This is a genomic window from bacterium (genome assembly GCA_023150945.1).
Taxonomy (GTDB): Bacteria; Zhuqueibacterota; Zhuqueibacteria; order Zhuqueibacterales; family Zhuqueibacteraceae; genus Coneutiohabitans.
The window spans coordinates 213,726-228,248 of the sequence record JAKLJX010000007.1 but is presented as its reverse complement, the minus strand read 5'-3'; the positions used below and the strand labels follow the sequence as shown (position 1 = coordinate 228,248).

Here is a 14,523-nt window from a genome sequence, read left to right as displayed (position 1 = left end):
CCCCGTGAGATCAGCAATGCAAGTCATGAATTTTGACGCGCAGCGGGTTGCGGCGCCAAGCTGGCGCGCGCTGGGGCTGGCCCTGCTCCTCGCCATCGCACCCGCCTTCGGACAAGGAAGTCTGACCAAAGTCACGGTCACCCCTTCTGACACCACCGCCGGCAAGGGCGCCATCTACAAAATCAGTTTCATCACCAGCCTCACTGGCGGCGTAGGCGGCACCGGCATACCGGCCGACGGCAAAATCCGTCTGTCCTTCCCGCCGAGTTTCGTGGATTCCACCGCGACGGCAGCCTTCAACGACAACGGTTTGGACGGCGGCTATGCGGCGATCGCCGACACCAATCACGTGATCACGCTCACGCGCGACAGCACCGGCACGGCACTCGCCGCCGGCGACACCGCGGTGTTCAGCATTGCGATCGTGTACAACTCGACGCTTGCCGACAGCTTCCGGATTTTTGTGGAAACGCTGAACGCGGCCGGCGCGCGCATTGACAGCGCACGGTCGGCATATTTTCGCATCGGCGCGGCGCCGCTGCATCATTTCAAGATCGACAGTGTCGCCACGCAAACCGCGGGCGATTCCTTTTTCATCAATATTTCGGCGCGCGATGTTCATGAGAATCTGGTCAAGACCTTCAAGCGCAAAGTTGCGATCGCGCTCAATGCCGATACGATTGTGCCGGCGCTGAGCGACACGTTCCTGCTGGGCCAGCGCCTGCAGAAAGTCGTCATCACCAAAGCCGGGCTTGGCCGCATCATCACGGTGAGAGACAGCCTGAATCACACGGGCAGCTCGAATGTGTTCAACGTGAATCCGGGGCCGCTGCACCATTTTGCCGTTTCCCCGATCGCCACGCCGCAAACCGCGGGAGTGGGCTTTGCCGTCACGTTCACCGCCCAAGATTCCCTCAACAATACCATTGCCACGTTCACCGGGCCGGTCACGATTTCCGATCTTACCGGCACCGTGACGCCAACGTCCAATAGCGGTCCCTTCAGCCTCGGGGTGCGCACCGAAACCCTGCGCATCACGCAAACCGCCACGAACAATCGCCTCACCGTTAGCGGCGGCGGCAAAACCGGCCAGTCGAATATGTTCGACGTGAATGCCGGCGTGCTCGATCGTTTTGAATTCTCGCAGATTCCAGCTTCGCAGACCGCCGGCAATGCGTTCTTGTTCTCCGTGACCGCACGAGATGCCAACGGCAATGCCATTCCGCACAGCGGCACGGTGACGTTGACCGACAACACCGGCACGTTGAATCCCACCAGCGCCGTGTTCTCCGGGCAAACTTCGCAAAACGTCAACGCTGTGATTACCAAGGCGCAGGCCAATGTGGTGATCACCGCGAGCGGCGGCGGCAAGACCGGGCAATCCAACAGCTTCACGGTCAACCCCGCCGAGCTTCATCATTTCGAAGTGACCAACACCAGCGGCGGCAGCATCGGCAGCCAGACCGCCGGGTCGGCTTTTGCGATTCGGATTGTAGCCCACGATTTCTACAACAATATCGTGACTTCGCACAACGGCCCGGGCAGCACGGTGACGCTGGCGAACACGACCGCGAGCATTGTCCCCACCACCAGCGGCAATTTCGCCAATGGCATACTCGCCGCGCAGAGCGTGACGATCACCAAGAGCGCCAGCGCGGATGCGATTACGGCCGAGCACAGTGCCTCCGGCGTGAGCGGAGTCTCGAACAATTTTGCCGTGAATGCCGGGGCCTTGGCCGATTTTCGCATTGCGCCGGTGGGCAGTCCGCAAACCGCGGGGGTGCCGTTTCCGTTGATCGTGAGAGCGGTGGATGCGAATGAGAACACCGTGACCGGTTTCACGGGCACGGTAAACCTGACGGTGAGCGGCGGCGGCGCGATTTCTCCCGCCACCAGCGGCAATTTCGTGGCGGGCGCGTGGAGCGGCAGCGTGAGTGTTTCGAATGTCGGCTCCGGCCGGATCATTACGGTTTCAGGCAGCGGTTTCAATGAGAATTCCAACCCCTTCGACGTAACGGCGAGTGGTATCGATCGTTTTGTCATCGATCCTGTTTCCAATCAAACCGCCGGGCAGAATTTCAACCTGACGATTCGCGCAAAAGACGCGAACAATAATGATGTGTTGTTTTCGGGGAATGTGACCTTGACGGACAACACCGGCACGTTGACGCCGGCGAGCGCGACTTTTTCGAATCAAGCGTCGGTGACGATCAACGCGGCAATGATCACCAAAGCGCAGAGCAACGTGGTGATCAACGCCAGCGGCAGCGCCAAGCCGGCGCAATCGAACAGTTTCAGTGTTGCGCCTGCGGCGCTCGATCATTTTGACGTGACCAACACCACCGGCGGCAATCTCGGCAGCCAGACGGCCGGCACGAGTTTCCCGATCAAGCTGGTGGCGCGCGATGTGTACAACAACGTGGTCACTTCCTTCAACAGCGGCGTGACGCTGTCCAACACCACCACCAGTATCGTGCCGGCGACCAGCGGCAATTTCACCAACGGTGAGCTGGCTTCGCTCACGGTGACGATCAGCAAAACCTCCGGCACTGATGCCATTTCGGTGAACGGCGGCACGCCGGCGCGCAACGGCATATCCAACAATTTTGCAGTGAACGCCGGGCCGCACGCGGATTTTCGCATCGCCAGTGTTGCCTCGCCGCAGACCGCGGGCGTGCCGTTTCCGTTGATCGTGCGGGCGGTGGATGCCAATGACAACACCGTCACCGGCTTCACCGCCACGGTGAATCTGACCGTCAGCGGCGGCGGCACGATTTCGCCGAATGTGAGCGGCAACTTCATCAGCGGCGTGTGGAACGGCAGCGTGAGCATTTCGAACTCCGGCACCAACCGCCAGATCACGGTTACGAACGGTGGGTTCAGCGAGCTGTCGAATGCCTTCACGGTCAATGCCGGTGTGCTCGACCGCTTTGTGATCGACGCCATTCCGGCGCAGACCGCCGGCCAGAACTTCAGCGTGACGGTGCGCGCCAGGGATGCGAACAACAATGACGTGGCCCACACCGGCACGGTGACGTTGACCGACAACACCGGCACCTTGACCGCCTCCAGCCTGGTGTTCAGCGGGCAAACTTCGCGCACGATTGCCGATGCCCGCATCACCAAAGCGCAATCGGGCGTGGTCATCACCGCGAGCGGCAGCGGCAAAATCGGCCAGTCTGCCTCCTTCACGGTCAATCCCGATTTGCTGGATCATTTCAGCCTGACCAACACCAGCGGCAATCCGCTCGGCACGCAGACCGCGGGTGCGCCTTTCACCGTCCGGTTGGTAGCGCAGGATCAATTCAACAACACGGTGACGGGCTTCAATCAATCCGTAAGCATCACCGACTTGACTACGCTCAATGTCACCACCGGCAATTTCAGCAACGGCGTGCTCGCCGCGCAAAGCCTGACGATCACGCAGGCCCGCACCGACAATCAACTGACCGCGCGAGGCAGCGTGCCGGAAAAGGCTGGAACCTCCAACTTGTTCAATGTGGTCGCGGCAGCGCTCGATCATTTTGCGCTCGACACCATTCCGGACCAAGCCGCCGGCGTGCCCTTCACCATTACGCTGCGCGCCCGCGATGCCTACAGTAATCTGGTGACCGGCTACAGCGGCACGGTCACGATTTCCGATTTGACGGGCACGATTTGGCCAGCCAGCAGCGGTGCGTTCATTGGCGGGGTGCGCAATGAGAGCGTGACCATCACGCAAACACGCACGGCCAATCGCATCAACGTGAGCGGCGGCGGCAAAGCCGGGAACTCGAACAACTTCAACGTGATTGCCAGCACGGTGGATCATTTCGACCTCAGCACCATTGGCAATCAAACCGCGGGAGTGCCGTTCAGCGTGACCATCACCGCCAAGGACGCCAGCAACAACCCGGTGACGAGCTTCACCGGCACGGTGACCGTGAGCGACGTAACCGGTTCGCTCTCTCCCGCCACCAGCAATCCCTTCACTGCCGGCACGCTGACGCAAAATTTCACGATCACCAAGAGTGCGAACAACAATCGCTTGACGGTTACCGGCGTGGGCAAATCCAGCAACTCGAATGCGTTCAACGTGAGCCACGCCGCTCTGACCAAGTTTTACCTCGCGCCCATTACCGACCAGGTGGCGGGGCAGAGCTTTCCGCTGATCTTGACGGCGCAGGATCAATATGACAACACGGTGACGAGTTTCACCGGCACGGTGAGCATCGGCATCAACAGCGGCTCGATTCAGCCGGTGACCAGCGGCGCCTTCAGCGCGGGTGTGCGCACCGAGGCCGTGACGGTTCCGCAAGCCGGCAGCAACCGCCAAATTACCGTGAATGACGGCGCCGGCCATTCCGGCACTTCGAATGCCTTTAACGTCAATGCCGCGGGCCTTGACCGCTTCGTGTTCAGCAGCATCGGCACGCAGGCGGCGGGCGCCGGTTTCAGTTTCACGATTACCGCCAGAGACGGCAACAACAACGACGTCAGTTTCATCGGCACGCTGACGCTCACCGAGGCCACCGGTACGCTCTCACCCACCAGCGTGGCGATGAACGGCACGACCGTGACGGTTTCGAATGCCGTCATTACCAAGGCGCAAAGCGGCCTCACCCTCACCGCCAGCGGCGGCGGCAAAACCGGCACCTCCGGCAGCTTCAATGTGAATCCCGGGCCGTTGCAGCGCGTGCGAGTGGTGGAGAGCAGCGGTGCCGAGTTGGGCGCCAAGTCGCTGAATGCCGATCAATCGCTGACGGTACGCGCGGCCGGCTATGATGCTTACAACAACTTTGCGGGCGACCAGACGGTGACCTGGTCGGTGCAGACTTTGACGGGCAGCGGCATCGGTGAGGTTTCCCCGGTCAACGCCAATGCCACCACCTTTACCGCCAGGAAAACCGGCACCGGCCGCATTGTGGCTGATCATGCCAGCGTGATCGATGACAGCTCGGGTGTGATCACCATCACGACGGGCGCCGCTTATCGCGTCAAGATCTTGGCCAACACCTCCGGCAATACCGGCGTGGTAACCACGCTGAACTTGACCACCGGCGCCACTTTCGACATGCACGCGGCAAGCTTCGATGTCGATGACAACTACATTCAGGATGTGCCGGTGACCTGGAGCGTCACGGGCGGCATCGGCGATCTCAATCCGCTCAGTGGCATTTCCACGCGCTTCACCGCACGCAATCGTGGCACGGGCCAGATTACCGCCGACCACGCGACGCTGATCGACTACTCCACCGGCGCGATCGAAGTCAATGCCGGCAATCTCGCGCGCATTCGCATCGTCGAAGGCCCGACCGGCGACGGCCCGGCAGTGGGTGCCAGAACCCTGACCACGGACGACCCTTTGAAGGTGCATGCCGCCGGCTATGACGCCGAGGGCAATTATCTGGGCGATCAATCCGTCACCTGGCTGGTGCGCAACGGCATCGGCGTGGTGACGCCAAGCGTGGGGACGGTCACGGACTTTGATCCGCGCGTGCCTGGCTCCGGCCGCATCGTCGCGGATCATGGCTCGGTTCCGGATGACAGCACCGGCGTGATTACCGTGAATCGCGGCCAACCTTTCCGCATCAAAGTTTTGAACAGCCTGTCGGGCAACACTTCCGAGGTGCAAAGCCCGACGCTCACCACCGGCGAAACGTTGCCGGTGCATGCCAGCAGCTTCGATCGCGACAACAACTATATCGGCGACGTGAGCGTGAGCTGGTCGGTGAGCGGGAACATCGGCACATTGAGCACCAACGTGGGCAGCAGCACGGTTTTGACCGCCACCACGCCGAACACCGGCGTGATCACCGGCACGCATCCCACGCTGGAATCGGATGCTACCGGCCCGATTACGGTCATTGCCGGCAATCTGAGCTACATCAAGATCGTGCGCGGCCCCAGCGGCACCGGTCTGGAGCTGGGGAATCTCAGTTTGACCACCGACGACGTGCTGGAATTGCACGCGGCCGGCTATGATGCCAACGGCAATTATCTCGGCGATCAGAATGTCACTTGGTCGGTGACCAACAACATCGGCACGTTGACCGCCACCAGCGGCACCGCGACGACGCTGGTTCTGAGAAGGCCGGGCACCGGCAGAGTGTCGGCGGATCATGCGTTTGCCACCGATGACGCCACCGGCGACCTCACCGTGTCCTTCGGCGCGCTGCATCACATTAAGGTACTCCTCGGTGGCAGCGGCCAAACCGCGGAGCTGGAAAACGACTCGCTCACCACCGACGAGAGCCGAACGGTGCATGCCGGCGGCTTCGATGCGGATGACAACTATCGCGAAGATGTTTCGGTAAGCTGGAGCGTGACCAACGCGATCGGCGTGCTGACCCCGACGATCGGCATTTCCACGACGTTGAATGCCATGAAAGTGGGCGCCGGCCAGATTCGCGCCACGCACGCGAGCGCCGGCAGCGATTTGACCGGTACGATCACCGTGACCCCGGGCGCTTTGAGCTATGTGAAAGTCGTGGAAGGTCCTGCCGGGCCGGGCACGGAACTGGGCCCCAAGACGATCACAGCCGATCAGGAACTGGCGCTGCATGCCGCCGGATTCGACGCAGACAACAATTATATCAGAGATGAGTCCGTGACCTGGTCGAGCGCCGGCACGTTGGCGCCGGCGGTCAATGCCACCGGCGCGTCCGTCGTGTTCCGGCCGACGAAAGCCCCGGCCAGCGGCACCATTCGCGCAACCCACGCGAGTGCCGGCTTCGACAACACCGGCACGATTACAGTGAATGTCGGTGCCTTGCATCGCGTGGTGGTGTTGAGCGGCCAGGTGGGCGAGACGGCGCCGCAGGGCAACGTCACGTTGAACCCCGGGCAGACGCTGCCGGTGCACGCCGGCGGCTATGATGTCGACAACAACTATATTTCAGATGAAGTGGTGAATTGGAGCCTGGACGGCGGCATCGGCAATCTGAGCACGAGCAACGGAACCTCCACCACCTTCACGGCGGTGACCGAAGGCACCGGCTCAATTCGCACGCTGCATCCGAATCCGGCGGTGATCAACGGCAACAGCGGCACGATCAACGTCATTCGCGGGCAGGTGTCCAAGGTCATCTTGCGCACTGCGCCCAACAACGGCGGCGCGCCCTATCCCAGCCGCACCATGAGCACGGATCAGGAAATCACCATCTATTCGGCGGGCTATGACGTCGGCAACAACTATCTCGGTGAAGTGCAAGTGACCTGGTCGAGCACCGGCACACTCGCGCCGCCCGCCAGCGGCACTGCTTCTTCCTTTACCTTTGCACCTTCTTCCGGCGCCGCGGACGGCTCAGTCGCGGGCAAGATCGTGGGAACATATGGCCCGGGCATTTCAGCAGAAACCGGAGTCATCACGGTTCTGCCGGGCGCGCCCAAAGGTGCGGTCACGCTCACGCCCGTGCCGACCAGTCTGCCGGCGGATGGCGCCAGCACTGCGGTGATTACCAGCTCGATCATTCGTGATGCCGAAGGCAATCTGGTCGGTCCCGGCCAGACTTTTACGGTCTCGATTACACCACAAGCGTTTGGCGAGATCGTGAATCCGGACACGGACGGTGAGACCACCGGTCATCAGATCGAGACCAATGCGCAGAGCCGGCTGCAGTTCACCTTCCGCGCCGGCACGATTGGCGGGTCGGCCACCATTAACGTCACCAGCGGTTTGAGCGCCAACGGCAGCACCACCATCACGCTCGGCAGTCTGAGCATTGCCAGCATTTCCACCAACCCGACGTTTGTTTCGCAGGGCCAGACCGGCATCAACGTCAGCATGTCGGTGCAAAACCTCGGCACGGCGACGATTCAAAATCTGGCTGCTGGTCTGACTTTTCAGGGCACGGTGGATCGCACCTCGGACTATATCGTCACGCCCGGCGTCGGCAACCCCACCAGTATTCCGGGGAACTCCACGCGCTCGCTGTCATTCGACGTGACGGTGAAACCAGGCGCGGCGCTGGAATTGATTACCCTCAACGGCAACGTTTCCGGCACCATCAACGGCACTCCGGTCAGTTCCAACAACGCCAACAACAAGGACACGTGGACGGTGTTGCGGCCGGCGAACTTGACGGTGCAGTCGGTCACCACGGCGCGCGACACAGTGGCGCGCGGCCAGACCGGGATCGCCGTGACGGTGCGCATCGCCAACAATCTGGGCATCAGCAATTCCGCGGCCGCGGTGATCGACAGCGTGCGCCTGAAATTCGCGCAGGGCCCGCTCAACAAAACGGGTGATTATATCGTGGCAGCCAACGCCGGCAATCCGACCGTCATCGCCGGCAACGACGCCAAAGATTTCAGTTTCATTGTGAATGTCGGCCTGGGCGCGGCCACCGGCGCGATCACGCTCGATGCCGCGGCCTACGGCAAAGATTCGAATTCGGTCGCGCTCACCAGCGATCTCAACGCCACCACCACCGACAGTTGGGTGGTGATAGAAGGCAATGCCTTTCGCATCGTCTCGCTCACGCCCTCGCAGGGTGAAGTCACCGTCGGCATGACGCGCGAGTGGAATGTGCGGATGTTGTTGCAGAATCTCGCGCCCTCGAGCGTCAACCTCGACCTGGCGGCGACGCGCCTGACCTTCACCATCGGCAGCCAGAACGTGACTGCGCAATACACCATCGCGCCGCCTACGCTGGAGGGCGGCGGCACGGTGCTGCCGGGCAATTCGACGCGGACGGTGATATTCCGGGTTACGCAAACCGGCAGCACGCCCGGCATCGCGGGCATCTCGGGCGTGGCGCGCGGCACGGATTCCGGCACCGGCCTGGTGGTCAGTGATGATACCAATGACGGCGGCGGCAGCGAAGTGAATGTGCAAACGCGCGGCGTGTTGAATGTCGTGGCGGTGCAGCCTTCGCAGCCGAATGTCACGGCCGGCCGCAGCTTTGCCTGGACGATCACGGCCACGGTGACCAACACCGGCGGCAGCGCAGTCAAGCTGAAACCGGATTCGATCACCGTCGCGGTGGGCAACAATCAAGGCTATGTTTTTGACAAGTCGCGCACGTTTGCCGATGGCGATTCCATCATTGCCGGCCTCGCCACCAAGACTTTGCGCGTCACGGTTACCCAAACCGGCCTGCTCACCGGCTCACAGCCGCTCACGCTGCGCCTGAAGGGAATCGAGCTCAACAGCACCCGCGAACTGCCCTCGAACATCGGTAGCGGTGCGGTGACGGTGCAAAGCGCGGCCCTGCTGGAGATTTTGAGCGTGCGGCCTTCACAGGTGAAGGTGACGGCCGGGCAAACCACGGCCTGGAGCGTGGTGGTGGAGGTGCGCAACCAGGGCGACAGCCAGGTATCGGTGCGCGCCGATACTTCGACCAATCTGCGCTTCCGGTTGGGCAATCAATTTCAAACCGGTTACACGGCGGTGCTGCAACCCGCGTACTGGCTCGGCACTTCTTCGCCGGTGCTGCTGGGCGGCCGCACGGACAGTTTGAAATTCAATGTCACCATCACCGGGAACAACCCCGGCTTTGTGCGGCTGTGGCCCAAGGTCGCGGCCATAGAGACCAACAGCAATGTCACGGTGGCGGACACGACCATTGGCCGCACGCTGGTCGAAGTGCAGACCATTCCCGTGGTCACCTATCTCGGCGGCAGTCTGACGCCGAAGATCGTCAACAATGGTGGTGTTTACGCCTTCAAAGTTGGCGTGATCAATAGCGGCACCGCGGAAGTCGATCTGCTTACCAGCCTGACGCGCTTGCGCTTCAGCAGCGGCGGGGTGAGCTACACCGCCAACCTGGATGCCAACATGACGACGCGTTTGGCCGCCAGCGACACGACGATCCTGACCTTCCAGCAGCAGGCTGTGCCGGCGAACATGCCCAAGACCACCTACACGCCTACGATCGAGTTGCGCGGCTCCCACAACGGCAACGGCTTCACGACCAATCTTAGCACCAATGCCAACGAGCTGACCGTGACCGGCGCGGGTCAGGTGCAGGTGGTGAGCCTGCGCAGCAGCCAGGCGACCGTGACGCAGAACATGGACAAGGACTGGTATGTGATGATGACGGTCACCAACAACGGTGATTTCGACGTGCGGCTGCAGAGCGTGGATTTGCAGATGCTCAACGGCGGCCAGGTGACCGGCGAATATGACTTGGTGAAGCCCACCACCTTCCGCGCCTCGGGCGGGGTGATCCTGGCGCCCAAAGCCACGGATTCACTGCGCTTTGAAATCCGGCGCACCGGCGTCAAGCGCGGCCCGACCACGGTGATCGGCTCGGTGCGAGTGATCGATCAATCCAACGGCCGCACGATCGACGCGGTGAGCGACGGCAGCAGCGGCAGTTTTGTGGTGCAGACACCGGCGCTGTTGGATATCACCTCCCTGGTCGCTTCGCAGGCCACGGTGACGCGCGAGCAGACGCGCGCCTGGACGGTCGACATGAACGTGACCAATCGCGGAGAAAGCGACGTGCAGGTTGATTTCGCGCCGGCGCAAACACGCATCGATTTCGGCGTGGATGGCGGCAATTATGTGGTGGAGTATCCCACTACGCTGCAAGGCGGCGGCAACCGGATCGCCGGCGGCGCCTCGGCAGTCTTGCAATTCAAAATCACCAAAACCGGTTCACAAACCGGGCCCAGCAACATCAGCGGAAAGCTGCGCGCCACCGAGTTGAACAGTGGCGAGTTTCGCTCGGACGACACCGCCAGCGGCGGCGACACTTCAGTGACGGTGCAGACGCCGGCCCTGCTGCAAATTCTTTCCGCTGTTCTCACGCCCAATTCCGCGCCCAATCTGCCGCGCGTCAACACCAATCAGAGTTTTGGCGTGCAGGTGGAAATCTACAACTCCGGGCAAGAGAGCACGCAGGATGTGAAAGTGCGGTTGGCCAGCAGCGGCGGCTCGGTAATCAATCCCGATGAGCGGCCGGTGCTGGGCGGTGTGCCCGGCCTGCAGGCGCGCACGGTCAACTTCACGGTGAGCGCGAGCGCCACGGAGAATCCCAATGAAGTGATTACGGCAGTGATCTCGGCGGCGACTGCGGGCAACACGCTCACCACCGCCAACACGAATCCGCCGGTGGACAATTCCGAGATGGTGATTGTGCAGCGGCCGGCCGGCCTCTACCTCAGCAATGTGATTCCTTCGATTACGCAGGTGAATGCTGAGTCCGGCGTCTCCTGGTATGTTCGGGCCGTTTTGCAGGATACCGGCGGCGCAGTGGTGAAGCTCGATCCGCCGCAAAAATCCGACGTCGTGATCAAGGTCAATGATGTCGTGCAGGAAGACTACGTCATCTCGCCGCCCGCGGCGCTGGTGAAGAGCGGCGATTTGTTGCTGCGGCCCGGTGAAGTCGATACGTTGATCTATACTGTGACCAAGACCGGCGGTTTGGGCGGCACCGCCACTTTGCAGGTGGCGGCCAACGGCTTGGACGTCAACAACAACCAACGGCTGCGTGACAGCCGCAACAGCCAGTTCGAAATCGTCACCACGGCTGCGGTTTTTGTGCGCGCCACCACGCCGGTGGTCAACAACTTCTTTGCCGGCACCAGTGTGGGTCTGGTCAATACCAATCAAGACTTCAGCGTGACCGTCGAGATCGAGAACAGCGGCTTCGAAGATGTCGAAGACGTTTTGGTCGAGCTGGTGACCGACGGCGGCTCGTTCATTTCGACGCCCCAGCAAACGCTGGCGCAATTGCCGCAACGCCAGCGCGGCACGCTGAGCTTTGCCGTCAATGCCGCCACGGCGCCGACACCGGGGATCACCAATGAGCGCTTCGTGGCGCGCATTCTCTCCGCCACCGCCGCCAGCAGCGGCGGCCCGGCCCTGATTTTCAACGGCACCGACACCACTGCGTTGGTGCGGATTCAGTTGCCGGCGCGCCTGGAACTCACGGCCAATGTCGAGAAACAGGATCTGACCACGCGCGAGATCTTTCGGTTGTCGGCGCGGGTGAGTAATCGCGCCAATGCTGCGGCAGTGGATGCCAGCGGCCGCCTGGCGTTGTTCCTGCCGAACGGCTTCGAAATCACCGGACCGGTGCCGGGCGAGAGCGAGCAGTCTTTCACCGTGGGCGACAGCGTGACATGGAGCATTCGCGCGCCCGACGTGCCGATCAACCTCACGCCGTTGGTGGTGCGCATGACCACGGTGCCCATGGATTTGAACAGCCGGCTCTCGGCCGAAATCGAAAACGACGCCGACTCGGTGCAGGTGGAAGTCGTCAAATCCGATCTGAGCGTGCTCAAAACCTATGTCAGCGACCCCGCGGGCGCCCGCGACGGCACGGTCTCGACCGGCCAGGAGTTCATGCTGGTGGCGACTTTCCAGGGCAGCCGTGACCTGAGCGACCGCCGTATTCAGCTCGCGCTGCCGAGCGGCGCCGGCTATAACCTGAGCAGCGAATCGCCCGCGCCGCTGTTGTTGGTGGTGCCGGCGGAAGCAGACTTGCCGGACACCGTGCGCTGGGAGATTGTCGCGCCCGGCGAACCGGCCGAAACGGCGCGCCAGTTCGTGGTGATTGCCACCGGCCGCACCGGCCTGGGCACCACCGTGAGCGATCGTGACACGATCGCCGTCACCACGGTGAGCAAAGCCCGCTTGGATTTCAGCGTGAGCTTGTACAACAAGGACAATGTCGAGCTGAAGAACGAGCTGTCCGTCGGACAGACCTTCAAGATTCGCGCACGCTTGAGCAACCTCGGCCGCGCCGGCGTGGTGGATTCCGCGCGCGTTGCGCTGCAACTGGGGCAAACGGGCGTGGTCGCGCTCGATGAGCTGGAGCGCAATATTCCCGTGGACGGCGTGGTGGAATGGTTGGCGCAAGCGCCGGCCACGCCCACGGTCTCGGACTTTCTCACGCTGCGCATCACCAAACGGCCGTTTGACGAGAACATCGGCCTGGAGGCCGCGTGGGCGGAATCGGCGAATGAAGGCTTCAAGCGCATCCCAGTGTTGACCGACCTGGGGGCGGCGATCAATCCCATCACCTTTGTGATTTCGGAGCCGGGCGGCGCCACCGACGGCATCGTCAGCACCGAGCAGGAATTCAAGGTACAAGCCACCATATCCGGCCGCAAGCTGGTCGGCGTCAAGGCCGAATTGTTCCCGGCGAATTTCGAAGTGATCGACAACCGCGAAGTTTTCATCAGCTCATTGGATTCCACCAAAGTGAGCACCACCTGGCGCCTGAAAGCGCCATTGCTCGCGACGACCGGGCAGCTCGTGCACGTGCGCGTGAGCGGCAAGGATCGCAACAGCGGAGAAGAGCTGCTGGCGGTTTCGTCGCCGTTGAAAATCGACATCGTTCCCCGCGCCACTCTCGCGTTGGAAGGCGAGATTACTGATCCGCCTTCTGCCGCGCTGGATGGCGTGGTTGGGCTGAACCAGATCTTCACGGTTACCGCGCGCGTGGCCAATCTCGGTGCGGCGCAGGTCAACACGGCTTTTCGCTTTGCCCTCCAGTTGCCGGAGGGTTACGCCGCTTCGGATCCGCTGGAACAAATCACCACGGCGCAAACCGTGAGCTGGCGCGTCAAGGCGCGCACCACACCCTCGACCACGCAGGAGAGCATCCTGCTGGAGTTGAAGGAGCCGCTGCCCTTCGATGAGAACACCAATCGCGAAGCGGATGTGCGCGTGCAGCGCGCCAACGTCTCGATTCAAACGGAACGCAAGCGCTTGACGGTCGCTTCTTTGAGCCGGAGCGAGGGCGGGCCCGAGGACGGGCCGGTGGCACGCGGCCAGGAAAACGTGCCGGCGATGACGCTGCGATTGCTCAATGACGGCCGCGCGACTTCCAGCAACATCCTGTTGAAGTCACTGGCATTTCATTTGCTCGATCGAAACGCCAATGCGATTGCGCCCAATACCGCCATCAAGCGGCTGCGCGTGGTTTCGCATGCCGATCCGGCGATTCAGTACGGCCAGTTGTCTGCCATCACCAGCACCAATCCGTTGATCATCTCCTTCACCCGGCAGGACACGCTGCCCAGCGGCTCGCCGGATTTGATCGATGTGCTTGTCGATATTGCGGATAACGTGTCAGTGAAGAATTTCAAGCTGGCGTTCGTCAACAGTGAAAATGTCGAAGCCATTGACGAAGTGGAGCCGCAGCCGCGCGTGCAGGTGGTGACCAGCGACGGCCTGAGCGGCAGTGACTTTGTGCTCGCCTCGGCCATGTTGGTGCCGTTTGACGACAAATTCGAAACTTCGTTTTACAACTATCCCAACCCGTTCGCGCCGCGTGAAGATGGCAGTGTGATCACCCGCTTCAATTACTTCCTGCCGCAAGACTCCGAGGTCGAGTTTCGTATCTTCACCTTGATCGGAGAGTTGGTATATGCAAAATCTTACAAGGCGACCGATCCGCAAGGCCGGGCGGGCAGCCGCGGCGGCTCCTTTGCCAGCAGCCACATCGAGTGGAACGGCTTGAACGGCAAGGGCAATCTGGTGCTCAACGGCGTCTATGTTGGCATCTTGAAAACCAAGTTTGGTGTGACCACCACCAAAGTGGCCGTGGTGAAGTAGTGGCCGGCAGCGTGCGCGCCGGTCCG

The 14,523-nt window shown here is 61.9% G+C and carries 1 protein-coding gene; it reads left to right on the top strand.

What is annotated here, in order from left to right:
* Positions 1 to 16: 16 nt before the first annotated feature.
* Complete coding sequence (locus L6R21_11900; GenBank protein MCK6559888.1) at positions 17 to 14,497, top strand: hypothetical protein; 14,481 nt, start codon at positions 17 to 19, stop codon at positions 14,495 to 14,497.
* Positions 14,498 to 14,523: the final 26 nt, after the last annotated feature.

Bases quoted from the DNA above. Each gene is read 5' to 3' on its own strand.
- L6R21_11900 (MCK6559888.1), top strand. From the start codon at position 17: ATGCAAGTCATGAATTTTGACGCGCAGCGGGTTGCGGCGCCAAGCTGG.